Consider the following 24,015-nt stretch of genomic DNA (forward strand, 5'->3'; position numbering starts at 1 on the left):
CTGCCCTCGAAGAAAGGTGCGCTCCCTCATGTCCCGAACAAGGCTTTTAGCCGCGGCGGTTGCCGCGACCGTGGTCGCCGCTCTGATACACGCCCCGGCGGCGATGGCTGCCGGCCCCAACCTGGCCGCCGGCAAGACCTTCAGCGCCAGCAGCTTCACCGACGTCTACCCGGCCGGTAACGCCGGCGACGGCAACGCCAACACCTACTGGGAAAGCAACAACAACGCGTTTCCGCAGTGGATCCAGGTTGACCTCGGCACCGCCCAGCAGGTCAACCAGGTCGTCCTCAAGCTGCCGCCGGCCACCGCCTGGGCCACCCGCACCCAGACCCTCAGCATCCAGGGGAGCACCGACGGCGGCTCGTTCTCGACGCTCAAGGCGAGCGCCGGGTACGTCTTCAACCCGGCCAGTGCCAACACGGTGACCATCGACTTCACCGCCGCCAGCGCGCGGTTCGTGCGGGTCAATGTCACCGGCAACACCGGCTGGCCGGCCGGTCAGCTCTCCGAGGTCGAGGTCTACGGCCCGGTCTCGGGCGGCGACACCCAGGCGCCGAGCGTGCCCGGCAACCTCGCCTTCACCCAGCCGGCCGCTGACCAGATCCGGCTCACCTGGTCGGCCTCGACCGACAACGTGGGTGTGACCGGGTACGACGTGTTCGCCAACGGCGTGCTGCGCACCAGCGTCGCCGGCAACGTGCTGACGTACACCGACACCCAGCCCGCCACGGCCACCGTCACCTACCAGGTGCGGGCCAAGGACGCCGCCGGCAACACCTCGGCGCTGGGCAACGCGGTCACCCGCAACGGCACCACCCAGCCCGGCAGCAACCTGGCCCAGGGCAAGCCGATCGAGGCGTCGTCCGTGATCCACACGTTCGTGGCCACCAACGCGAACGACGGCAACACGGCGACGTACTGGGAAGGCAGTGCCTACCCGGCGACCCTGACCGTGAAGCTGGGCGCCAACGCGTCGGTCTCCTCGGTCGTGGTCAAGCTCAACCCGGACAGCTCGTGGGGCGCCCGGCAGCAGACGTTCTCGATCCTCGGACGCGACCAGGGCGCGACCGCCTACACGACGATCGCGGGCTCGAACACGTACAGCTTCAACCCGGCCTCGGGCAACACCGTGACCGTCCCGGTCAGCACGACCACCGCCGACGTCCGCCTGTCGTTCACCGCGAACACCGGCGCGCCGAGCGGACAGGTGGCCGAGCTGCAGGTGATCGGCACCGCGGCGCCCAACCCGGACCTGACCATCACCGGCACCTCGTCCTCGCCCGCCTCCCCGGTCGAGACCGACGCGATCACGCTGTCCGCGACCGTGCGCAACGCCGGCGGCCTCGGCAGCGGCGCCACCAACGTCAACTTCTACCTGGGTACGACGAAGGTCGGCACGGCTTCACTTAATTCATTGGCGGCTGGTGCCTCCGCGACCGTCTCGGCGACCATCGGGGCTCGCGACGCGGGCACCTACGCTCTGACGGCCAAGGTCGACGAGTCGAACACGGTCATCGAGTCGAACGAGGCGAACAACTCCGCCACCGGAAGCCTGACTGTCACCCCGGTCAGCAGCTCCGACCTGGTCGCGTCGGCGGTCACCTGGTCGCCGGGCACGCCGGCGGCCGGCAACACGGTCACGTTCTCGGTCACGCTCAAGAACCAGGGCTCGACGGCCTCGGCCGGTGGCGCTCACGGCATCACGCTCACGGTTCTCAACGGCTCGACCGTCGTACGGACGCTGACCAGCTCGTGGACCGGGACGCTGGCCGCGGGCGCGTCCTCGCCGGCGATCAACCTGGGCACCTGGACGGCCGTCAACGGGCGTTACACCGTACGGACCGTGGTGGCCGTTGACGGGAACGAGCTGCCGGTGAAGCAGGCCAACAACACCAGCGAGAAGTCCTTCTTCGTGGGTCGTGGCGCCAACATGCCGTACGACATGTACGAGGCTGAGGACGGCACGACCGGTGGCGGTGCGGCGGTCGTCGGGCCCAACCGGACCGTCGGCGACCTCGCCGGTGAGGCCTCGGGGCGGCGTGCGGTGACGCTCAACCAGACCGGGGCGTACGTGCAGTGGACCACCCGGGCGGCGACCAACACCGTCGTGGCGCGGTTCTCCATCCCGGACGGCACCACCAGCTCGATCAACGTCTATGTCAACGGCACCCTCAACAAGACGTTGCCGCTCACCAGCAAGTACGCCTGGCTCTACGGCAACGAGACCGCGCCGCAGAACTCGGGCACCGGGCCGCGGCACATCTACGACGAGGCCAACATCCTGTTGACCGGCTCGTTCCAGGCCGGCAGCGTCATCAAGCTGCAGAAGGACTCCGGCAACAGCGGCTCGATTGCGATCGACTTCATCAACACCGAGCAGGTCGCCCCGAAGGCCAACCCCGATTCGGCCCGGTACGTCGTGCCGAACGGAACGGACCAGCAGGCCGTGCAGGCCGCGCTGGACGCCGCCCGCCAGGACACCACGAAGCTCGGCGTCTACCTGCCGGCCGGTGACTACCAGACCTCGTCCAAGTTCCAGGTGTACGGCAAGTCGGTGCGCGTGGTCGGGGCCGGTCCCTGGTACACCCGGTTCTTCACGCCGTCGTCGCAGACCGAGACCGACGCCGGGTTCCGGGCCGACAGCACCGCCAACGGGTCGACGTTCGCCGACTTCGCGTTCTTCGGCAACTACACGATCCGCATCGACGGCCCCGGCAAGGTCTTCGACTTCGCCAACACGGCCAACATCACCATCGACAACATCTGGGCCGAGCACGTGGTGTGCCTCTACTGGGGCGCCAACACCGACAACATGGTGATCAAGAACAGCCGGATCCGGAACACGTTCGCCGACGGTGTGAACATGACCAACGGCAGCACCGGCAACCTGGTCGACAACAACGACGCTCGGGCCACCGGCGACGACAGCTTCGCGCTGTTCTCGGCGATCGACGCCGGCGGGGCGGACGAGATCAACAACGTCTACTCCAACCTGTCCAGCACGCTGACCTGGCGGGCGGCCGGCATCGCGGTCTACGGCGGGTACGCCAACACCTTCAAGAACATCTACATCGCGGACACCCTGGTCTACTCGGGCATCACGATCAGCTCGCTCGACTTCGGCTACCCGATGAACGGCTTCGGCGCCGACCCGCCGACCGTGTTCGACAACATCTCGATCGTGCGGGCCGGCGGCCACTTCTGGGGCGCGCAGGTCTTCCCGGCGATCTGGGTGTTCAGCGCCTCGAAGGTCTTCCAGGGCATCCGGGTCAGCAACGTCGACATCGTCGACCCGACCTACTCCGGAATCATGTTCCAGACCAACTACGTGGGCGGCCAGCCGCAGAACATCGTGAAGGACACCATCTTCACCAACATCACGATCAGCGGCGCCCAGCGCAGCGGGGACGCCTACGACGCCAAGAGCGGTTACGGCATCTGGGCCAACCCGATGCCGGAGGCCGGGCAGGGCCCCGCGGTGGGCTCCGCGACCTTCACCAACCTCCAGTTCAGCAACAACTACCGCGACATCGAGAACCCGACGTCCACGTTCACCATCGTCCGTAACTGACAGGTATCTGATGGGGCCCGCGTCGCGTACGCGGGCCCCATCGCTGCGTCGTTCGCGTAGATTCGTCCCTGTGGAACGCATTGTCCTGCCCGACGGCCGCATCCTCGAATACCTGGTGGAGGGGCCGCCCGGCGGTCTCCCGCTGGTGCTGCACCACGGCACCCCCTCCGGCGCGATCCGCTACGCGCCGATCTTCGAGTCCGCCCTGCGCCACGGCCTGCGCATCGTGGTGGCCAGCCGGCCCGGCTACGGCGGCTCCACGCCGCACCCCGGTCGCCGGGTGTCCGACGTCGCCGCCGACACAGCGGCGCTGCTCGACGGGCTCGGGGCGGCCCACTTCGTGACGGTCGGCTGGTCGGGCGGCGGCCCGCACGCGCTGGCCTGCGCCGCCCAGCTGCCCGGCCGGTGCGCCGGAGCCTCGGTGATCGCCGGCGTGGCCCCCTACGCCGCGGCCGGGCTCGACTGGCTCGACGGCATGGGTGAGGAGAACGTCGCCGAGTTCGAGGCGGCGGCCAAGGGCGTGCAGGCGCTCGACGCCTTCCTCACCCAGATGGCCGACGGCCTGGCCCGGGTGACCGCCGACGACGTGGTCGAGGCCTTCGGCGACCTGCTGTCCGAGGTGGACAAGCGGGCGCTGACCGGAGGCTTCGCCGACTACCTGGCCGAGTCGACCCGCTATTCGGTGTCGGCCGGGATCGCCGGCTGGCGCGAGGACGACCTGGCGTTCCTGGCCGACTGGGGGTTCGCGCTGCCCGACATCCGGGTGCCGGTCGCGATCTGGCAGGGCGACCAGGACCGGATGGTCCCGCCCGCCCACGGGCACTGGCTGGCCGGTCACGTGCCCGGGGCCGAGGTCCACCTGCTGCCCGCCGAGGGCCACCTGTCGCTGATCGCGGGCATCGACGAGGTGGTCGACAACCTACTGGCTCACGTGACGGTCTGATGCGGCGGCGGCTTCGGCGAGCGCCTCGATGAGACGGGCGTTGTGCAGCCCGAGGGTGAAGTCCGGGGCGGTGTGCGAACCCGACTCGATGTCGTCGATCAGGCGGGCGTAGACCTCGGCCACGTTCAGGGCCGGACCGGTCACGCCGGCGCCGAGCACGGGCGCGGCCGGGGGTTCGAAGGCGGCGCTGGACGTGAGCGTGAGGTCGCCGCCCTGCACGCCGTACAGGGTGCCGCCGGTCAGGCTCAGCCAGCCGTCGGTGCCCCGTACGTCGAACCGGAATTCGGCGTCCTCGGGCGCGACACCACCGAGGACGGCCGCGTTGAACGTCGCTCCGGAGGTGGTCCGGCCGAGAATGTCGGCGTGGTCGGCGCCCTCGCGGACGGCGGTCGTCCCGGTGTCGGCCACCGTGACCGAGGGGAACATCGTCGTGGTGCGGGCGTCGACCGAGACGACGTCGCCGAGCACCGCCTCCACGATGTCGAGCGTGTGGCCGGCGGTGATGGTGAGCAGGCCGGCCCCCGACGACGCCTGCTCGAAGTAGAGGTACGGAGAGATCGTGACCGGGCCCCAGGCGCTGGTCGTGGACACGATCCGCGCGGTCAGCGGCCGTCCGATCGCGCCCTCGGCGATGAGCTCGGCCGCCCGCCGTACGGAAGGGTTGTGCCGTCCCTGCAGCCCGATGGCCGTGGGCCGGCCCTTCCCGGCGACGGCCAGCCTCTCCGCCTCGGCCACGTCGACGCCCAAGGGCGCCTCGCAGTAGACGGCCTTGCCCGCTGCCAGGGCCGCTTCGACCAGAGGGCGGTGGGCGGGAACCCGTACGGCGATGGTCACGATGTCGATGTCCGGGTCGCTGATCATCTCGTACGGGTCGGCGAACCAGCGACCGGCGCCGAACTTCTCCGCCGCCTCCCGCGCGCTCGTCTCCTGACGCGTCGCGACCGCGCTCAGCTCCGCGGTGGCCAGGCCCTGCAACGCCGGCACGTGCGACACATGCGCCCAGCTGGCCCGGGCGTCGGCGCCGACGATGCCGACGCGGTGGATCTTCTGCATTTGCGTTCCCTCTTTCTCTGGACCGCCAGTACAACCGGGCCGCTCCCCGGACAACCAGGTCATGACTTGACCAGGCTGGGGGCCGCCGCTCCGGCTACCTTCGACGACGTGGACAGCTCCCTCGGCGCCTTCCTGCGCTCGCGCCGCGACCGGCTCACGCCCGCGCAGGCCGGCATCGCCACGTTTCCCGGCGTACGGCGTGTGCCGGGTCTCCGGAAGGAGGAGGTGGCCCACCTGGCCGGCCTGAGCACCGACCACTACAGCCGGATCGAGCAGGGGCGGCAGCCGGCGCTCAGCGACGACATCTGCGACGCGCTGGCCCGGGCGCTGCACCTCGACCCGACCGAAAGTGCTCACCTACGGGCGTTGGCCGCGCCCGGCCGCCGCCGGGAGGTCCGCCCCGGCCCGCAACTGGCCGACCCGGGCCTGTTGCGGGTGATGGCGAACCTCGACCACGTCCCGACCCTGTTGCTGGGGCGCTATGCGCAGGTGCTGGCGCGGGGCGGGCCGTTGGACGCGGTGCTCGGCGTGTGTTTCGAGCCGGGCACGTCCTTCGCCCGGTGGTACCTGTTCGACCCGGCGGCCCGGAAGCGGATCGTGAACTGGGACCACTTCGCGCGGGCCATGGTGGGCACGCTGCGTTACGAGACGGCGCGGCACCCGTCCGACCGGCATCTGGCCGCGCTGGTCGGTGATCTGCGATCCGACCCCGACGCCCGGCTCGCGCAGTGGTGGGACGACCGTACGGTCTCGGACCACTGGTCGTGGCGCAAACAGGTCGCGCATCCGGTGGCGGGCCCGCTCGACTTCGGCATCGAGGCCGTGACCAGCCCGCACGACGCCGATCAGCGCCTGGTCATCTATACGGTCGAGCCCGACTCGCGGACGGCCCGGATGCTGCCGCTCCTGCGTGCCTGGGGCGTCGATGCGTCAGACCTCGACCGGGGACAGCTCGGGCACGGCCTCCACTGAGGGCTCGGGTGCGGACCGGCGGGCGACCGGCACGAGCAGGGCGACCAGGAAAGCTGCGGCCGCGACGACGGTCAGCACCAGGAACGAGGTGGTGTAGCCGGACTCGGCGGGCAGTCCCGCGGGGCCGGGGTGGCTCACCACGATCGAGCTGACGACCGCGGTGCCGAGCGAGGCTCCGATCGTACGGATGTTGGTGTTCATGCCGCTGGCCACGCCGGTCTGGTGACGCGGCACGCTCTGGACGATCAGGTTGACCAGCGACGAGTAGACCAGGCCGAGCCCGATGCCGAAGACGCCGCCGGCGACGGCCACCTCCCACCGCTCGCCGTGGCGCAGGGCCAGCGACAGGGTGGCCAGGGTGCTCAGGCCGGCACCCCACAGCAGCTGGGCCTTGGGGCCGGCCCAGCGGGTCAGGGGGCCGGTCAGCGAACCGAAGACGGCCATCGTGACCAGCATCGGCAGCATCAGCAGGCCGGCGCCGGTGACCGTGGCCCCGAAGCCGTAGCCGGAGCTGGCCGGGATCTGCATGAGCTGGGGGAGGAAGGCGAACACCCCGAACATGGCGGCACCGAACAGCAGCGCGACCAGGTTGGCGGTCCAGACGGCGGGCAGCCGCATCATGCGCATGTCGATGAGCGGTTCCGGCGAACGGAACTCCGCGACCAGCCAGGCGGCGAGCAGAACCACGGCGGCGGCGAGCAGGCCGAGCGTACGGGGGGAATCCCAGCCCCAGACGGCGGCCTTGCTCAGCGGCAGCAGCAACGCGACCAGCCAGCCCGAGAGCAGCGCCGCCGAGAGCCAGTTGACACGGCCCGGAGTCCGTACCGGGGATCGGGGCACCAGACGCCAGGCGAGCAGCCCGACCACGATGACCACGGCCATGGGCAGCCAGAACAGCCAGCGCCAGCTGAGCGCGCCGACGATCGGTCCGGCCAGCACGATGCCGAGGCCGCCGCCGGTGGCGATGACCGCGGCCAGCACGCCGATCGCGGAGGTGACCCGCGCGGGCGGGAACTCGTCGCGGACGATGCCGAACGAGACGGGGAAGATCGCGCCGCCGAGGCCCTGGATGACGCGGGCGACGATCAGCACGGTGACGTTGGGGGCGATCGCGGCCAGCAAGCAGCCGACGGCGATGGCGGCCAGCGCGACCAGCAGCGCGCGGTCCTTGCCGGTCATGTCGGCGATGCGGCCCATCAGGGGAGTGGCGACCGAGGCGGCCAGCAGCCAGGCGGTGAGCACCCAGGTGACCGTGCCGGTGGAGGTGTGCAGATCCTGCTGGATCGTCGGGAGGACCGGCGTGACCAGCGACTGCATGAGCGAGAAGGCCGCCGCGGCGGCGGCCAGAACCGCGAAGGTCGTCCGCGGGCTGCTCTGATAAAGTCGAGGCATGCCTCCACATTAGCGGAGGGGTGCCTCCGGTTCGCAAGGTGAGGTGGGTCTCATGGCGGTTGCCGTACGCCGTCCGCAGCGCGCCGACGCGCGGCGGAACTTCGACGCGCTGCTCGCGGCGGCTCGCGACGCCTTCGCCGAGAACGGCACCGAGGCGTCGCTCGAAGACATCGCCCGGCGCGCGGGCGTCGGGATCGGGACGCTCTATCGCAACTTCCCCGCCCGGCAGGACCTCTTCGAGGCCGTCTACGTCGAGGAGATCGACCAGCTCGGCCAGGTCGCGGCCGCAGTCGCCGAGCTGCCGCCGTGGGAGGCGCTCACCACGTGGATCGGTCAGTTCGTCTCGTACGCGGCCACGAAGCGCGCGGTCATCGAGGCGCTCAACCGCGAGTCGGAGATGTTCCGGTCGTGCCGGGCGGCCATGTACGAGGCGGGGGAGCCGCTCTTCCTGCGCGCCCAGGCGGCCGGCGAGGTGCGGGCCGACGCCAGCTTCGACGACACGCTACGCATGATCTCGGGGCTGACCTCGGGCGCGTTCGTCGACACCGAGCAGCGCGACCGGGTGATCGGGTTCGCGCTGAACGGCCTGCGACCGGTCGCTTAGAGCCGGCCGCCGCGGGCAGCGTCGAGCGCCGTCGCCGCGCCGCCTGCACCCGTCGCCGCGCCGACTGCTTTTCTCACCGCGGGGCCGGCCGCGCCCCGTTGGCTCCAGCTAGAGCCGGACGGCCTGGCCGCTGCGTGCACTCTCGCGGGCGGCGTCGAGCACCGTCATGTTGCGGACGACGTCGTTCGGGTCGACCGGCAGCGGGCCCTCGCCGCGCACCGCGGCCGCGAACGCCGGGTAGTAGAGGTCCCAGCGGCCGCGCTCACTGCGTACGGGAGTGCCGTTGTCGCCCCGGTAGATGCGGCCCCACGCCTCTTCGGGCTCGACACCCCACTCGTCGCCCAGCTCGGCGGGGGACCGGCCCGCCTTGAGCGCGGCCTCCTGCCCGTCGATGCTCTCGATGACGAACGTGCCGGTGGTGCCCGCGACCCGGTAGCGCGGGCCCGGGGCGCCCTGACGCCAGCTGCCCCACAGGTGTGACTCGACGCCGTTGACGTGGTGCAGCGCCAGGAAGAAGTCGTCGTCGAGCTCGCCGCTGCCGCGGACCTCGGCGTAGGCCCGCACAGCGGGGCCGTTGAGCACCAGGGCCTGGTCGACCAGGTGCGACCCGAAGTCGAGCAGGGTTCCGCCGCCGGCCGCGCCCGGCTTGCGCTCGGGGGCCCACCGCTCGAAACGGGACTCGAAACGGCGTACGGTGCCGAACTGGCCGTCGTCGATGAGGCGCCGCAGCGTACGGAAATCGGAGTCGTAACGCCGGTTCTGATAGACGCTGAGCAGCACACCCTTGGCTTTGGCGGCCGCCACGACCTCTCGGGTGCGTTTCGCGTCGAGCGTGAACGGCTTGTCGACGACGACGTGCAGCCCCTGCTCGATCGCCTCGAGGGCGAGGTCGGCGTGGGTGGCGACCGGCGTCGAGATCGAGACCGCCTCGGCCCCCGCCTGCCTGAGGTCAGCGATCGAGTCGAAGGCGACCTGGGCGGGCAGCTTGGCGGCGAGCTCCTTGCGGCGCTCCTCGTTGGTGGTGACCACGCCGAGGAACTCGATGTTCGCCGCCGAGGCGATCAGCGGCGCGTGGAAGATGCGCCCACCCGAGCCGTAACCGACCAGCCCGAACTTCACCGAGTCACTCATGAGACGAAAGCCTGCCACATGTCCGCCGACCGGACGGCATCGACCGCCGACCTGTGGACAACCGCGTAACCGGATCGACACTCCTGTGGATGACGGGCCTTGACAAGGCCGGGGCGTCCTTTAGTGTTCGGTCGCTCCTTGAGGGCGGCCAGGCCCCCTTGGTGGGTGGGTAGGGCCAGTTGGCAAAAGATCTTGGGCGCGGGGTGTGACACCCGAACGGCTCGCGACAGGTGGAGGGTGTGGACCACGACGACACCGCCGAGCAACGCTTCCGCGCGCTGCACGCGGCCACCTACATCGACCTGCTCCGGTTCGTGAAGAGGCGGATACCCGACGACGACGCGGACGACGTCGTCTCGGCCGCCTACCTGGTCGCGTGGCAGCGTCTCGGCTCGGGGCCGCCGCCCCGCGACGCCCGGCCCTGGCTGTTCGGCATCGCCCGCAACATCCTGGCCAACCAGTCCCGCCGGCGGCTGCGCCGCGGTGTTGTCGACGTCCGCATGGTGGCCGACGCCGCCGAGGCCGACCGCGCGCCCGGTGTCGACGCCCGCATCGACCTGGTGCGGGCGTGGTGGGCGCTGAGCGCCGCCGACCGGGAGGTGCTGGCGCTGGTCGCCTTTGACGGGCTCACCGACGTGCAGGCGGCGGACGTGCTGGGCTGCCGCCGCGCCACCTTCCGGATGCGGCTCAACCGCGCCCGGCGCCGCTTGCGTCTCGCGCTGGAGCCGGCCACCGACCTTCCACCCGCTGTCGAATCCTGGAGCCGAGCATGAACGACCTGGAACAGCTGTCGACCCTCGACCCGATGCGCGACTTCGAACCCGGCGCCGAGCGGAGGGGCCGGGCCACGGCCGCGCTCGAGCGGACGTTCCGTGAGCCGGGCCCGACCCGCCAGAACATCGCCCGCCGGAACATCGGCTGGCGGCTGGCGCTCGGCGGCGTGATGGCCGTCGCGCTCGGCACCATCGGAGCGGTCACTCTGACCGGTGACGAGCCGGACCGGGCGTACGCGTCCTGGACCGCCACGCCGAACGCCGTGTCCGCGGCCGACGCGCTGCCGCAGGCCCGGCAGTGCGCGGAGGGCTGGACCGACGGGGGGCCCCCGCCGACCGCCGCCGACATCCTGCTCGCGGAGCGCCGCGGCGACGCCACCCTGGTGCTGGTGAGAAAAGACGGCACCGGCCTGACCAGCTGCTTCGTTCTCGATCCGGAGCAGGGGGCGGCCGGCGCCGACCTGCTCGACACCACCGCCCCGGCGCCCGCACCGGGCCGGGTGCGCAACGAGTCGTCGGGCGCCACCGAGGGCGGCGAGGGCTGGTACTCCAGCATGATCGGCCGGGCTGGAGCCGGCGTCGAGAAGGTCGAGATCGAGCTTCCGGACGGCACCGAGGTGCGCGCGAGCCTGCGCGACGGCTGGTGGGCGGCCTGGTGGCCCGGTCACGAGGGCGGCGTGGCCGACGGCGTACGCATCGTCGTGCACACCGCCGGCGGATCCGACAGCTTCCTGCCCTCAGAGGTGATGGGCTGAGCCGCCGGATCGGAGCGACCCTATCGTCGCGAGCCTCCGACCTGCGGCGGGACCGTCTTCCGGGCAGCGTACGACCTGAGTGCGCGCTGTGATCCTGAGCTGTCGGATGGGTGACCACGGCCGCCGTTCGCGGCATCTGATGCGTCAACATTTGCCGCATGAAGCCCGCACAGATCGAACGCACCCCGTTCGCCGACCTCGATCGGCAGCCCCGCGAGATGACCACGATGCTGCTCGCGGCGCTGGAGGAGATGGGCCGCCATCCCGAGATCCGGCGGGTGCGGAACACGGCGATGCAGGCGCTGCGACCGGCCGCCGGCTGGCGGGTGCTCGACGCGGGCTCCGGCGCGGGCGACGTGGCCCGGTGGATCGCCACCGAGGTCGGCCCGGCCGGTGAGGTGATCGCGCTGGACTACTCGGCCGCCACGATCGCCGCCGCGGTGGAACGGCACGACGGCAGCAACGTGCGCTACACGACCGGCGACGTGTCGGCGATCGATCTGCCGTCCGACAATGTCGACGGCGTGTGGTGCGAGCGGGTGCTGCAGCACATCGACGACGCCGACCTGGCCATCGCCGAGCTCATCCGGGTGACCCGGCCGGGCGGGCGGGTCTGCCTGATCGACACCGACTGGAGCTCGCTGGCCTTCGACGGGGTGCCGCCGCGCCTGGCTCGCACGGTGGTGTCCGGCATGCACGGCCGTCTCACGCCGAGGCAGGTCGACATGGGCCGCACGCTGCGCCGCCGGCTGGTCGGCAAGGGCCTGTCCGACGTCAGCGCGACACCGGTGACTTGCGTCTTCGGCGACCCGGCGTCGGCCGCGGTGGTGCTGCCGATGGTCAACCCGATGGTGCCGGAGCAGGCGTGGATGACGGCCCCCGGCGTACGGGAGAAGTGGTTCTCGCACGTCGACGAGGCGGGCGCCCGCGGTGACTTCCTGGCCGTGCTGACCATCTGGGCCGTCGCGGGCACGGTGGCCTAGCCGACGCTGCGGAAGTACTGCCGCTTCTTCTCGTCCCGCACGACGAAGCCGAGACGCCCCAGCTCCTCCCTGAGCTCCCGGATGTCCTCGTCGTCGCCGGAGTCGAGCGCCTTCTGACGGGCGGTGAAGACGGCGTCGGGCAGATCGGGCAGACCCGGGACCCACCTCCGGTACGTATCCAGGTAGGGATCCTCGTCGGCCCAGGCCATGCCCCGCGACGCGAACGCCTGGCGCAGCCGCTGTTTTGACAGGTGCGACGGCTCCCGCGCCAGCTCCTGACCGTTGCGCCCGAGCAGCACCAACTGGTCGCGGTCGGGGAACCCCACGGCGATCTCGCCCCGGGGCACGGCCCGACGGTGACCGGGCCGGGTGAGCACCACCTCGGCCGTGCCGATCCGCACGGTCAGCGACTCGGCGTCGACCAGGGCCGCGAAGATCAGCCCGATCACCGCCCCCAGCCCGAGCGCGACCACCAGGTCCCACGGCTCGGGCAGCCGGCGCACGAAGTTGAGCGGCCCGCCGAACGGCAGCCAGTCGATCAGCAGCAGGACGCCCCACAGCAGGGCGGCGCCCACGACCGGCAGGCAGAGCCACACGAGCACCCGCGACCACATCGGGGTGGGTACGGTCGTCGTTTCCTGTTCCAGCACGCCACCGAGTCTCGCGGGGACGGGCGGGCGGGCGATACCGACTCGGGTCGACGTGGCGTAGACCAAAGTCGACTGCCCGTCGTCGCACGCCACCGGTAGCGTCGCCGGTATGCGGAGATGGCTGCTGGAGCTCGGGCTGGGCCTGGTGGCCGCCGCGCTCGGCGTCTTCTTCCTGATGAACCCGGCCCCCGACGACAGCGACAACGCCCCGCTGGCGCTCGAACTGTTCGTCGGCGCGCTCGCGGTGGCCGGGCTGGTGCTGTTCCGGCGCCGCCGCCCGGTCACGCTCACGCTGCTGGTGATGCCGGCCGGCATCCTGCTGGCCATGCCGATGGGCGTCACCCCGATCGCGCTGTTCGCGGTCGGCCTGCACCGCCGGGCCCGGGTCGTCATCGGCCTGGTCACTCTGCACACCGCGGTCGTCGTCCCGCTCTATTACCTGGCGTTCGGGGCGACCCGCTGGTTCTACGAGAGCGTCGTCTTCATCGTGCTGCTGCACGTCAGCGTGGTCGCGATCGCGATGCTGGTGCGCTCGCAGCGGCAGCTGGTGGCGTCGTGGGCCGAGCGGGCCCGGCAGGCCGAGGAGGGGCAGCGGCTGCGGGTCGAGCAGGCCAAGCTGGCCGAGCGTGAGCAGCTGGCCCGCGAGATGCACGACGTTCTGGCTCACCGCATCTCGCTGCTCGCCGTGCATGCGGGGGCCTTGGAAGTACGCCGTGAGTCCTCCCCCGAGGAGCAGCGTGCGGCCGGTGTGATCCGCGAATGCGCGCACGATGCCTTGGAAGACCTGCGTACGGTCATCGGGGTGCTGCGGGCCCCGGCCGAGGACCAGCCCCAGCCCACCCTGGGTGACGTGCCGGCGCTGGTCGAGCAGTCCCGAGTGGCCGGGGCCGATGTCGGGCTCGCGCTCGACAGCGACGGCGACGTGCCCGACACCGTGGGCCGGCACGCCTACCGCATCGTCCAGGAGGCCCTGACCAACGCCCGCAAACACGCGCCGGGCGCCCCGGTGAAGGTGGCGATCAGCGGCGGGGCCGAGCACGGGCTCGACGTCGCGGTCCGCAACACCCTCACCGGGCGGGGGCCGACCATGCCCGGCGCCGGGGCCGGACTGACCGGGTTGCGCGAGCGGGTGGCACTGGCCGGCGGTCACATCGAGCACGGCCCGACGCCGTCCGGCGAGTTCTATCTGAAAGCCTGGTTGCCGTGGCCACGGTGAGAGTGCTTCTGGTCGACGACGACGCCCTCGTACGGGCCGGGCTGACCATGATGCTCGGGGCGTTCGACGATCTCGAGGTGGTGGGTGCGATCGCCGACGGCACCGAGGTGGCGGCCGCCGTCAACACGCATCAGCCCGACGTCGTGCTGATGGACATCCGCATGCCGGGTCTCGACGGGCTGAGCGCCACCGAGTCGCTGCGGCGGCGCAAGGAAGCGCCCGAGGTGATCGTGCTGACGACGTTCGACACCGACGAGCACGTGCTGCGGGCGCTGCGGGCCGGCGCCGGCGGGTTCCTGCTCAAGCACACCCCGCCCCGCGAGATCGCCGACGCCGTACGCCGGGTGGCCGGTGGTGAGCCGATGATGTCGCCCGAGGTGCTACGCAAGATGATCGGCCTGGTCTCCGGCGTGGGCGTCGACCCGAGCCGGGACCGGGCGCGCGCGGCCCTCGACAAGCTCAGCCCGAGCGAGCAGGATGTCGCCCGGCTGGTCGCCGAGGGCCGCACGAACCAGGAGATCGCGGCGGAACTGCTGATGAGCACGGCCACCGTCAAGGCGTACGTGTCGCGGATCTTTACGAAGCTGTCGCTGACGAACCGGGTGCAGATCGCCCTGCTTGTCCACGACGCCCGCTGACCTTGCGGCCGACCGGCACCATCTGGGCCAGCAGCGCGTCCAGCGGCATGCTGGCGAAGCCGATCCGCACGTCACTGGCCCCGTACGGCATCCAGAAGCGCCCGTCGTGCACGAGCCCGCCGCACGAGTAGAGCACGTTGGGCACGTACCCCTCACGCTCGATCTCGTCCGGGAAGATCAGGCCCTCGGGCAGATCGGCCAGCACCTTGGCCGGGTCGTCGAGGTCGAGCAGCATCGCGCCGATCGCGTAGCGCCGCATCGGGCCGACGCCGTGGGTGAGCACCAGCCAGCCGGCCTCGGTCTCGATCGGCGAGCCGCAGTTGCCGACCTGGATCAGGTCCCAGCCCCGGTGCGGCATCAGCAGCGGCGCCGACAGCTGCCAGCGGTGCTGCTCGTCGCGGACGGCCAGGCCCAGCGTCTCGCCGTCGTTGCGGCAGAGCGCCATCTTCTTGCCGTTGATGTAGCGCGGGAACAGCGCCACGCCCTTGTTGCGCGCGGCCGGCCCGCTCATCCGGGTCACCTCGAAGTGCCGCAGGTCGCGTGTGAAGATCACCCGCCCGGAGATCTGCCGCCCGTCGTACGCGGTGTAGGTCGCCTGATAGACGTGGCGGCCGTCCGGGTCGAGCACGCGGACGAACCGGGCGTCCTCCATGCCGTTGCTCTCGGCCGGGGTCGCGGGCCACATGACCCGCTGGTGCAGCGGCACCGCGCACGGGAACTGCAGCGCGTAGTCCTCGGAGACGATGTGCCGGATCCGGTCGATCGTCTCCTGCGAGTGCGGCCGGGCCAGCAGCTCACCCGGCACGTGCGAGATGACATCCTCGAACTCGACATCGGTGAACCGCTCGGGCAGCACCGAGACCACGTACGAGGACGCCTCGTTGTCGATCTCGGCGTCGATCAGCGCCGCGGCCAGCTGGTTCTTCCAGTGCGTGGCGTCGACCCGCTGGCCCACCATGAGCGGGCCGTCGCGGTCCTCCATGCGCAGCTGGTCGCCCGGCCCGAGCACGGCCGAGCAGAACCCGATGGACGAGATGTGCCCCTCGCCGATCTGGCGCAGACTGATCGCCACCCGCAGCTCGCCCGGCTCGAGACCGGCCTGGTCGGGGTGCTCGACCATCGAGGGGTTGCACAGCGCGGCCGCCTCGATGGCGAACTCGTGGCTGAAGTACGCGCCGATCAGCGTGCGGGCGGTCGGCGACAGCTCGATCTCGGGCGGCACCCGGTGCTGCACCAGGTCGTAGTGGTGCTGGAACGTGCCCAGCAGGTCGTGGTGGCGGCCCCCGAAGCGGGTCAGCACGTCGTCGAGCATGCGGCTGATCTCGTCCTCGTCGAGCTGCATGATGCGCTCGATCAGGCGGCCGGCCCGGTTCTTGACGGTGTGCGAGTCCTCGCCGGGGACGAACAGCTTGATCACGACGCGCCGGCCGTCCGGCTGCATGACGACGTCGTGCCTGGTGATCATGTCGGATTTGTTCATGGTTGCGGTCACGCTAGGCCGCCTGACGGTCGGGTCGCGCTCCGGGTCGCCAGCGTGCGGGCGTGCTGCAGCGTGGAGACGAGCGCGAGGGTGGATTCGGCTCCTTGATTCACATTAGGGCCATTTACCGTCAACCCGTCATAACATCCGCCGGTTAGGGGGTCGTACATCGGTTTCCGCCCGTCGTTGTCGCCCAGGAACCACGCGACCGCCCGGAACAGCTGCTCGTCCCAGCGCTCGTCGCCGGTGACCGCGGCCGCGGTGGCGCAGGCGTCGGCGGTCGCGGCGGCCTCGATCGGCTGCTGGTCGAAGCGGTGCTTGGGCACCCCGGGCCGCCACCCGCCGACCGGCACGACCGACAGGTGCCCCTCGTTGTCCTGCTCGCGGCAGAGCCAGGCCAGCATCCGCAGGCCGGCCCGCAGCAGCGGCTCGTCGCCGAGCAGGTCGCCGGCGTCGATCAGCACCTCGGCCAGCGCCGGGTTGGCGTAGGTGAGCTCGGGCTCGGGCCAGACCCAGTCCGGCGAGGCGCCCGAGGGCAGCCCGATCACCGTGGCCGCGTCGGCCAGCAGGTCGGCGGCCTCGGTGGCCCGCGGGTCGGCCCGCAGCACCTCGGCCGCGCCCAGACCGGCGAACGCCATCGCCCGTGACCACGGCGAGCGGGTGCGGCAGCCGATCCGGAACGCGTTGAGCGCCTCCCGCCGGATCCACGGCACGGTCGAGCGGCCGGCCGCGGTGCCCAGCCCCCAGAGCGCGCGGCCCCACCAGTCGCCGGTCGACGGTTCGTCCTCCCAGCGCCGCTCGTACGAGAACCGGTTGCGGAAGCCGCCGTCCGGGCCCGACGCGTGGGTCAGGAACGCCAGGTAGCGCTCGGCCAGCCCGACCAGCTGGATCGTCGGCCGCGGTTCCCGGCAGATCTGCAGCAGGCCCCGCGAGACGTCGTCGACGCAGTAGCCGTGCTCGCGCCGCACGATCGCGTTGCGGGCGTGCTCGAGCAGCCCGGTGTCGTCGGAGAGCCGGACGACGTGCGACCAGTCCGGCGGCGGCGCGTCGGCGAGCTGGATGGGTGGCGGAACGAGTCGGAGCCCACCGGGGGCCTTGGTCGCCGTCACGCCGGAACCGACGCGGCCAGCGGCGAACGGGCGGCGATCAGGCGTGCGGCCAGGGCCTGGTAGCGGGCGGCCACCGCGGGCCAGCGCAGCGTCGGCCCGCCGGCCAGGCCGGTCAGGCCCACCGACAGGGCGGGCTCGGCCAGCGCGTGCCGGATCGCCGAGGCCATCGCCTCCGGGTCCTGGTGCGGAACCAGCAGTCCGGGACCGTCGGCCAGCAGCTCGACGGCGTGCGGGAATTCGGTGGCGACGACCGGGATACCGGCGCCGACCGCCTCGATCAGCACGCCCGAGGTGACCTGCTCGGTGGAGTCGTACGGCAGCACCACCACGTCGGCCGAGCGGATCAGCCGGGTCAGGTCGTCCTCCTCCAGATACGCGTCCTCCCAGCGCACCGCGCCGGTCACGCCGAGCGAGGCGGCCAGTTCCTTCAGGGAGTCGCGATAGACGTCGCCGAACTGCTCGAGCACCTTCGGGTGGGTGCGACCGGCGACCGTGTAGACCGGCGCCGGGTCGAGGTCGCCGAGCAGTGCCAGCGCGCGCAGGGCCCATTCGATGCCCTTGCCCGGGCCGAGCAACCCCCAGCTCAGCAGGTGCGGGCGGTCGTGGTCCTCGCTCGGGCCGGTGCCGCGGCTGCCGGCGCCGTGCGGGATGACCGAGATCTTGCGCGGGTCGACGTCGTATCCGGCGGTCAGCCGCTGGCGGGCGGTGTCGGTCATGGTGACGACCGCGTCGGCCGTCGCGGCGATCCGTTCGAGCACCTGACGCTGCAACGGGTCGGGCGTGCTGAGCACGGTGTGCAGCACGACGATGGAGGGCACCTTCAGCGCGCGCAGCAGGGGGAGCACCTCGTTGCCGGCGTCGCCGGGATAGATCCCGTACTCGTGCTGGACGATCGCCACGTCGTAGCGGTTGAGCGCGTTGGCCGCCGCCGGCCAGCCACCGGGGGTGTCGGTGTGCCACGTGTGCACGGTTCGCGGCGCGGCCTTGTCCAGTTCGATGCCGCCGCTGACACTGTCCCCGGCCAGCAGCCGGACGACCCCGGACGGCCCGCCATTGGTCAGATGCGTGGCGAGTGCCGCATTGAAGGTCGCCAAACCGCATTGGGTCGGCGGGTAGGTGCTCAGAAAACCGTACGTGGCGGGCATGACAAGGCCTTTCTCCTTCGGCGGCTGCCTCCCCGCAGCACGGCTCAGCGCACGCGAACGGGCCGGTGGGGGCCGCGCGAAAACGCCATGACGAAACTCCGGGAAATTGCTCCGTTTAACGTGCAATTCACAAAACGACGTTAACAAGAAAGACCTATTCAACTGATGATTTTTCGGTAAATCTCCAGGTAGTTCTCAACCATGCGGTCCCGGGAGAACCGCTCCCGGGCCCGTCGCGCGCAGGCCGTCCGGTCGATTTTGTGCACCCGGTCGACGGCGACGACCGCCTCGTCCACGTTCTCGACCAGATGCCCGGTCACGCCCTCGTCGACGACTTCGGGCATCGAGCCTTTCCGGAAGGCGATCACGGGCGTCCCGCAGGCCATCGACTCCACCACCGAGAGCCCGAACGGCTCGGCGAACCGGATCGGGTGCAGCAGCGCCAGCCCGGAAGAGAGGATGGCGCCGCGCTCGTCCGGCCCGACCGAGCCCAGATAGACGACCCGGTCCCCGTCGATCCGGGGCTCGATCCGCTCGGAGAAGAACGCGCGGTCCTGCACGATCCCGCACATGACCAGCCGCCGGCCGGCCCGCCGGGCGATCTCGATGGCCCGGTCGGTGCCCTTGTCGGGGTGGATGCGCCCGAACAGGATCAGGTCGTCCCCGGCCTCCGCGCGCACCGGCAGCTCGTCCAGGTCGATGCCGTGGTGCACGGTGCCGAGGTATTCGAGGTCGGGGGAGCGGTCGCTGTCCGAGATCGAGACGTACGCGGACCGGCCGCGACGGTAGGCGGGCAGGATGTTCGACCCCGAGAAGCCGTGGATCGTCGTCACCATCGGGGCCCGGCACAGCTCCGAGAAAGCCAGCGGCAGCCAGTCGAGGTGGTTGTGCACGATGTCGAACTCGCCCGAGCGGGCCAGCGCGTGCCCGACGTGCAGCGCCTCCCAGACCCGGCCGTCGAGGTCGTCGCACTCCTCGTACCCGCCCCGGGCGACGCCGTCGAGGGTGGCCTTGGTGATCGAGTCGAGGGTGGCGAACAGCGTCACGTCGATGCCGCGTTCCACCAGTCCCTCGGTGATCAGGCTCGTCACGAGTTCCCAGGGGCCGTAATGGCGGGGCGGGGTACGCCAGGCGATCGGCCCCAGCATCGCTACTCTCATGACAAAAGCCGCATTTCCGTAGTTAACACTTGGTTAGTATGCCCAGCCTTTGGACCCGGCGTAATCGTGTTAGAGAAGACCCATGACGGATCTGTGGTGGAAGAGCGCGGTTGTTTACCAGATCTACCCGCGGAGCTTCGCGGACGCCGACGGCGACGGCATGGGTGATCTGCGGGGAATCATCGACCACCTGGACCACCTGTCCGACCTCGGAGTCGACGTCATCTGGTTGTCGCCGATCTATCCCTCGCCGCAGGACGACAACGGTTACGACATCAGCGACTACCAGAACATCGAGCCGGTCTTCGGCACCCTCGAGATCTTCGACGAGCTGCTGGCCGGGGTGCACGCCCGCGGCATGAAGCTGATCATGGACCTGGTCGTGAACCACTCCTCGGACGAGCACCCGTGGTTCGTCGAGAGCCGGTCGAGCAAGGACAGCCCCAAGCGGGACTGGTACTGGTGGCAGCCGGCCCGCGAGGGGATCGAGCCGGGCACGCCCGGGGCCGAGCCCACCAACTGGGGATCGGTGTTCGGGGGCTCGGCCTGGGAGCTCGACGAGAAGACCGGCGAGTACTACCTGCACCTGTTCTCGAAGAAGCAGCCCGACCTCAACTGGGAGAACCCGGAGGTCCGGGAGGCCGTCTACGCGATGATGAACTGGTGGCTCGACCGGGGCATCGACGGCTTCCGGATGGACGTCATCAACATGATCTCCAAGGTGGTGCCGCTGCCCGACGGGCGGATGGTCGCCGGTTCCTCGTACGGGGACGGCTCGGCCGGCTTCATCAACGGCCCCCGGCTGCACGAGTATCTGCAGGAGATGCACGCCAAGGTGTTCGCCGGGCGCGACGCGATGCTGACCGTCGGCGAGATGCCGGGCGTGACCGTGGACGAGGCGATCCTGTTCACCGACCCCGAGCGGCACGAGGTCGACATGGTCTTCCAGTTCGACCACGTCTGGGCCGACCGGGGCGCCGACCCCTGGCTGCTGGTCCCGTTGCAGCTCACCAATCTCAAGGCGATCTTCAACCGGTGGCAGGTGGGCCTGGCCGACGTGGGCTGGAACAGCCTCTACTGGAACAACCACGACCAGCCCCGGGCCGTGTCGCGCTACGGCGACGACAAGCAGTTCCGCACGGAGTCGGCCAAGATGCTCGGCACCGTGCTGCACATGCACCGCGGAACGCCCTACGTCTATCAGGGCGAAGAGCTGGGCATGACCAACTTCCCCTTCCGGACGATCGGCGACTTCCGTGACATCGAAGCCCTCGGCCAGTACGCACAGGCGATCGACCAGGAAGGACGTACGCCCGACGAGGTGTTGACCGTGCTGCGCGCCCGGGGCCGGGACAACGCCCGTACGCCCATGCAGTGGGACCCCTCGGCGCACGCCGGGTTCACCACCGGAACCCCGTGGCTCGCGGTCAACCCGAACTATCCCGAGATCAACGCCGAGGCCGAGCGGGCCGACCCCGACTCGGTCTTCCACTACTACCGCAAGCTGATCGAGCTGCGGCACACCGAGCCGGTGGTCGTCGACGGCGACTTCACGCTGGTGCTGCCCAACCACGAGCAGCTGTACGCCTTCACCCGCCGTCTGGGCGGCACCGAGCTGCTGGTGATCGGCAACTTCTCGGGCGAGACGGTGAAGGCCGACCTCGACGACGACTGGTCGGGCGCCGAGCTGCTGCTGACCAACCTGGCCACGGCACCTTCCGATCTCACCTTGGCGCCGTGGCAGGCGGTCGTCTACAAGCGCGTCACGAGCTGACGGTCAGCGCCAGGGCCGAGCCGGAGCCGATCGTCGTCTCGGTCGGCTCCAGCCGGGTGGCCCAGCCGGGTTCCTCGCCGGTGCCGTAGTTGCGCAGGAAGCGCGGGTGGGCGCCGCCGCTGACCTGCACCCGCAGCCGGTGGCCGGGCCGGAAGACGTGGGCGATGTGGCCCAGGTCGACCGTCACCCGGCCGTCGTCGGCGAACCGGGTCAGCCCGTCGCAGAGGTTGCGGGACACGCCGGCCGGGTCGACGTCGCAGAGCCGCACGAACAGGTCGCCGCTGACCGCGGTGGTCGAGGCGTCGAGTTCGGCGCGCACCGGGCCCATCAGGGTCAGCGGCGACTCGACCGGCTCCCCGGTGAACAGCAGCACGTCGGCCCGGCGTTCCAGTTCGGCGTTGTCGACCTGGCCCTGCGACGCCGACTGCAGCGCGCCACCGATCGACGGGGTCGGGTCGGCCGGGTCGTAGCGGAACGACCACCCGCGCTCGGCCCGCATCCCGTCCAGAGCGAGAGGCATTTCCCGTACGCCCGGAGGTGGCCAGTCGGGCAGGTCACGCCACTCGTCCACGCCGCCGACGTGCACGCGCACCCGGTAGGCCGGGGGCTCGCCGCGCAGCCGCCGCATCGCCTGCGCGATCGTCTCGGCCCAGCCGCGCTCGAGGAAGTTGGTGTGGGTCCACGGGCCGATCAGCAGGTCGACGTCGCGACCGGCGGCCCGCATCCGGGTGTACTGCTCGAGCACCTGGCCCGGGCTCAGGTCCCACCAGCCGGTCAGCAGGCTGGTCGGCACCTCCATGGCGCCGGCCACCTTGACCAGCTCGGTCTCGCGCCAGTGGTCCCGCTCGGGATGGGCCAGCCACTCCTCGAACGCCGGTCGCCGGCCCCCGTAAGCCGACGGATAGGCGTCGAGGAGCGGCCGCCCGAGCGTGATCTGCCGCATCCGGAACCGCATGCGCAGGGGCCCGGTCATGAATTCCCGGGTGGTGAGCCCGCCCTGCTTGAGGGCGAGACCGCCGACCAGCGCGCGCTCGAGCCCGAAGGCGCCGCCGGCCCAGAAGAAGTTCTGCGGGTCGGTGTGACCCACCTGCATGACCGCGCCGCGCCACTCGGGCGGTGGGTCGACGGCCAGAGCCGCCTGCGTGTACGCCATGTAGCTGGCGCCCACCGTGAACAGGTCGCCGGTGAACCAGTCCTGTTTGCGCAGCCACTCGACGGTGGCCCGGGCGTCGGCCGTCTCGTGGTGCCAGGCGTGGAACGTGCCGCCCGAGCCGCCGGTCCCGCGCGTGCTCTGCAGCAACACGTGGAAGCCCTGCTCGGCGAAGCGCACCCCGTAGAAGAGGTTCCAGGGAAAACCGCTTCGCACGTACGGGGCCCGGATGAGCACGGTCGGGCACGGCTCGCCGGTGACCGGGGCGTAGTGGTCGGTGAGCAACGGGCTTCCGTCGGCGGCCGGCACCCGCTGGGCCGTCTCGCGGTGCACCTCGAAGGGGGCTTTCGGGCCCCGGCGGGCGAGGAGTCGGAGGGACAGTGGCAGTCTTCGCATGGCTACCCCCGCATTTATCGTACGTCGTACCGGAAATACTAGCAGGAGGTATCGATGCCCCGCGGACGCCCGCCGTCGCACACCCGGGAGCAGGTCGTGGACGCCGCGATCCGGATCGCCGACGCCGAGGGACTGGCCGCGCTCACCATGCGCCGGATCGCCCAGGACATCGGGGCCGGGGCGATGTCGCTCTACACCTACGTGCCGGACAAGGACCGGCTGCTCGACCTGATGGTCGACCGGGTCGGCGGCGAGCTCGTGCTGCCGGCGGCCACCGGCGACTGGCGTACCGACCTGATCGCCGTGGCCGGCGCCCAGCGCAAACTGATGCTGGCGCATCCGTGGCTGCCCGCGGCCATCCCCAACCGGCGGCTGACCGGCCGCAACATGCTCGCCTATCTGGAGAAGGGGCTGGCCGCGCTGGCGCCGACCGGCCTCGACGGGCCGACCAAGATGGAGATCGTGGCGCTCATGACCGGGTTCGTGGCGTCTTTCGTGACGGCCGAGACGACCCCGGCCACCCCTCAGGAGGATCAGGTCGCCCTGATCGGCGAGGCGGTCGCGAGCGGGGAGTTCCCCGAGCTGGCGGCGGTCCTGGCCGAGGGTGGCCAGGGCCGCGAACCGGGCTTCGACCGTATCGCCGACTGGACGCTGACCGGCCTGGTGACGCAGGCCCTAGCTTTTTAGGCAGATGTCGAACGGCTGGCCGGACGGGTCGAGCAGCACCCGCCAGCGGTCGGGCTGGGGCTGCTCGGCCGGCTTGGTCGCGCCCAGGGCCAGGGCCTGCTCCTCGCCCTTGTCCAGGTCGTCGACATAGAAGTCGAGGTGGTAGCGCTTGGGTGCGCTCTCGGCGGGCCAGCCCGGGCCCTGATAACCCGGGACCTGGCCGAACCCGATGCTGGTCGAACCGTCGCCGATCATGGCGTATTCGTCCTGGGCGTGCAGGACCTCCCAGCCGAGCACGCCGGCGTAGAAACGGGCCAGCCCCGCCGGGTCGGACGCGTCCAGATTGATCATCGCTAACGTGGCGAATCCACTCATGACCGCGATCCTTCCCGGCAAGGCTGACACCTTCTGTCAGTTACTTCCGACTTCTACTTGAGGTAGACCAGCCCGTCTT

At 70.9% G+C, this 24,015-nt stretch carries 21 protein-coding genes; 11 read left to right on the forward strand and 10 right to left on the reverse strand.

All coding sequences use genetic code 11. From position 1 onward, the window contains the following. Nucleotides 1-28: 28 nt before the first annotated feature. On the forward strand, nucleotides 29-3,571 hold the full coding sequence (locus JIG36_RS46045) for a discoidin domain-containing protein (RefSeq protein WP_203383239.1): 3,543 nt from the start codon (nucleotides 29-31) through the stop codon (nucleotides 3,569-3,571). Nucleotides 3,572-3,641: 70 nt separating this feature from the next. After that, nucleotides 3,642-4,514 carry an alpha/beta fold hydrolase gene (locus tag JIG36_RS46050; RefSeq protein ID WP_203383240.1) on the forward strand — a complete coding sequence of 291 codons (873 nt, stop codon included), beginning with the start codon at nucleotides 3,642-3,644 and terminating at the stop codon, nucleotides 4,512-4,514. Here JIG36_RS46050 and JIG36_RS46055 read toward each other — a convergent pair. Continuing rightward, on the reverse strand, nucleotides 4,491-5,567 hold the full coding sequence (locus JIG36_RS46055; RefSeq protein ID WP_203383241.1) for a Gfo/Idh/MocA family protein: 1,077 nt from the start codon (nucleotides 5,565-5,567) through the stop codon (nucleotides 4,491-4,493). The genes JIG36_RS46050 and JIG36_RS46055 overlap by 24 nt on opposite strands. 108 nt (nucleotides 5,568-5,675) lie before the next feature. Here JIG36_RS46055 and JIG36_RS46060 point away from each other — a divergent pair, with 108 nt between their 5' ends. Beyond that, nucleotides 5,676-6,539, forward strand: a complete 864-nt coding sequence (locus tag JIG36_RS46060; protein WP_203383242.1) for a helix-turn-helix transcriptional regulator — start codon at nucleotides 5,676-5,678, stop codon at nucleotides 6,537-6,539. On the opposite strand, the gene JIG36_RS46065 is transcribed toward JIG36_RS46060, so the two are convergent. Beyond that, the gene (locus JIG36_RS46065; RefSeq protein WP_203383243.1) at nucleotides 6,498-7,931 is read right to left on the reverse strand and encodes an MFS transporter; all 1,434 of its coding nucleotides are present in this window, start codon (nucleotides 7,929-7,931) and stop codon (nucleotides 6,498-6,500) included. The two genes, JIG36_RS46060 and JIG36_RS46065, sit on opposite strands and share 42 nt — an antisense overlap. Nucleotides 7,932-7,983: 52 nt before the next feature. Between JIG36_RS46065 and JIG36_RS46070 the strand changes: the two genes are divergently transcribed. Continuing rightward, complete coding sequence (locus JIG36_RS46070; protein ID WP_203383244.1) at nucleotides 7,984-8,535, forward strand: TetR/AcrR family transcriptional regulator; 552 nt, start codon at nucleotides 7,984-7,986, stop codon at nucleotides 8,533-8,535. 108 nt (nucleotides 8,536-8,643) lie between these two features. Here JIG36_RS46070 and JIG36_RS46075 read toward each other — a convergent pair whose 3' ends face one another. Beyond that, the gene (locus tag JIG36_RS46075; protein WP_203383245.1) at nucleotides 8,644-9,666 is read right to left on the reverse strand and encodes a Gfo/Idh/MocA family protein; all 1,023 of its coding nucleotides are present in this window, start codon (nucleotides 9,664-9,666) and stop codon (nucleotides 8,644-8,646) included. A 239-nt stretch (nucleotides 9,667-9,905) separates the two neighbouring features. Here JIG36_RS46075 and JIG36_RS46080 point away from each other — a divergent pair, with 239 nt between their 5' ends. The 3 genes from JIG36_RS46080 (at nucleotide 9,906) to JIG36_RS46090 (ending at nucleotide 12,177) form a co-directional block, all read left to right on the forward strand. Then, nucleotides 9,906-10,439, forward strand: a complete 534-nt coding sequence (locus JIG36_RS46080; RefSeq protein WP_203383246.1) for an RNA polymerase sigma factor — start codon at nucleotides 9,906-9,908, stop codon at nucleotides 10,437-10,439. Beyond that, complete coding sequence (locus JIG36_RS46085; RefSeq protein ID WP_203383247.1) at nucleotides 10,436-11,194, forward strand: hypothetical protein; 759 nt, start codon at nucleotides 10,436-10,438, stop codon at nucleotides 11,192-11,194. Before JIG36_RS46080 ends, JIG36_RS46085 begins: the two co-directional genes overlap by 4 nt. Nucleotides 11,195-11,352: 158 nt before the next feature. Continuing rightward, nucleotides 11,353-12,177 (forward strand): methyltransferase domain-containing protein, encoded by an 825-nt coding sequence (locus tag JIG36_RS46090; RefSeq protein WP_203383248.1) that lies wholly within the window; start codon nucleotides 11,353-11,355, stop codon nucleotides 12,175-12,177. On the opposite strand, the gene JIG36_RS46095 is transcribed toward JIG36_RS46090, so the two are convergent. Next, complete coding sequence (locus JIG36_RS46095; RefSeq protein ID WP_203383249.1) at nucleotides 12,174-12,827, reverse strand: YqeB family protein; 654 nt, start codon at nucleotides 12,825-12,827, stop codon at nucleotides 12,174-12,176. The two genes, JIG36_RS46090 and JIG36_RS46095, sit on opposite strands and share 4 nt — an antisense overlap. A gap of 109 nt (nucleotides 12,828-12,936) precedes the next feature. Here JIG36_RS46095 and JIG36_RS46100 point away from each other — a divergent pair, with 109 nt between their 5' ends. Then, a complete protein-coding gene (locus JIG36_RS46100; RefSeq protein WP_203383250.1) occupies nucleotides 12,937-14,043 on the forward strand; it encodes a sensor histidine kinase in 1,107 nt (368 codons plus the stop codon). After that, nucleotides 14,031-14,681: a response regulator transcription factor gene (locus JIG36_RS46105; protein ID WP_203383251.1), complete on the forward strand. Its 651-nt coding sequence runs from the start codon at nucleotides 14,031-14,033 to the stop codon at nucleotides 14,679-14,681. The genes JIG36_RS46100 and JIG36_RS46105 overlap by 13 nt, the downstream gene beginning before the upstream one ends. On the opposite strand, the gene JIG36_RS46110 is transcribed toward JIG36_RS46105, so the two are convergent. The 4 genes from JIG36_RS46110 to JIG36_RS46125 all read right to left on the reverse strand — a co-directional run bounded on the left by JIG36_RS46110 (nucleotide 14,620) and on the right by JIG36_RS46125 (nucleotide 19,575). Further along, nucleotides 14,620-16,161 carry a glycoside hydrolase family 130 protein gene (locus JIG36_RS46110; protein WP_203383252.1) on the reverse strand — a complete coding sequence of 514 codons (1,542 nt, stop codon included), beginning with the start codon at nucleotides 16,159-16,161 and terminating at the stop codon, nucleotides 14,620-14,622. The two genes, JIG36_RS46105 and JIG36_RS46110, sit on opposite strands and share 62 nt — an antisense overlap. A gap of 8 nt (nucleotides 16,162-16,169) precedes the next feature. After that, nucleotides 16,170-17,270, reverse strand: a complete 1,101-nt coding sequence (locus tag JIG36_RS46115) for a glycosyltransferase (protein WP_203383253.1) — start codon at nucleotides 17,268-17,270, stop codon at nucleotides 16,170-16,172. After that, nucleotides 17,267-18,415, reverse strand: a complete 1,149-nt coding sequence (locus JIG36_RS46120; protein ID WP_203383254.1) for a glycosyltransferase — start codon at nucleotides 18,413-18,415, stop codon at nucleotides 17,267-17,269. Before JIG36_RS46120 ends, JIG36_RS46115 begins: the two co-directional genes overlap by 4 nt. Before the next feature lie 158 nt (nucleotides 18,416-18,573). Further along, nucleotides 18,574-19,575 (reverse strand): glycosyltransferase family 4 protein, encoded by a 1,002-nt coding sequence (locus tag JIG36_RS46125; RefSeq protein ID WP_203383255.1) that lies wholly within the window; start codon nucleotides 19,573-19,575, stop codon nucleotides 18,574-18,576. Between the two features lie 82 nt (nucleotides 19,576-19,657). On the opposite strand from JIG36_RS46125, the gene JIG36_RS46130 reads away from it, so the two are divergent. Further along, a complete protein-coding gene (locus tag JIG36_RS46130) occupies nucleotides 19,658-21,349 on the forward strand; it encodes a glycoside hydrolase family 13 protein (RefSeq protein ID WP_203383256.1) in 1,692 nt (563 codons plus the stop codon). On the opposite strand, the gene JIG36_RS46135 is transcribed toward JIG36_RS46130, so the two are convergent. Further along, nucleotides 21,339-22,895, reverse strand: a complete 1,557-nt coding sequence (locus tag JIG36_RS46135; RefSeq protein WP_203383257.1) for a CocE/NonD family hydrolase — start codon at nucleotides 22,893-22,895, stop codon at nucleotides 21,339-21,341. The genes JIG36_RS46130 and JIG36_RS46135 overlap by 11 nt on opposite strands. Before the next feature lie 54 nt (nucleotides 22,896-22,949). Between JIG36_RS46135 and JIG36_RS46140 the strand changes: the two genes are divergently transcribed. Further along, a complete protein-coding gene (locus JIG36_RS46140) occupies nucleotides 22,950-23,582 on the forward strand; it encodes a TetR/AcrR family transcriptional regulator (RefSeq protein WP_203383258.1) in 633 nt (210 codons plus the stop codon). On the opposite strand, the gene JIG36_RS46145 is transcribed toward JIG36_RS46140, so the two are convergent. Next, nucleotides 23,571-23,936 carry a VOC family protein gene (locus tag JIG36_RS46145; RefSeq protein ID WP_203383259.1) on the reverse strand — a complete coding sequence of 122 codons (366 nt, stop codon included), beginning with the start codon at nucleotides 23,934-23,936 and terminating at the stop codon, nucleotides 23,571-23,573. The two genes, JIG36_RS46140 and JIG36_RS46145, sit on opposite strands and share 12 nt — an antisense overlap. Nucleotides 23,937-24,015: the final 79 nt, after the last annotated feature.

The sequence above is a fragment of the Paractinoplanes ovalisporus genome (genome assembly GCF_016834655.1).
Taxonomy (GTDB): domain Bacteria; phylum Actinomycetota; class Actinomycetes; order Mycobacteriales; family Micromonosporaceae; genus Actinoplanes; species Actinoplanes ovalisporus.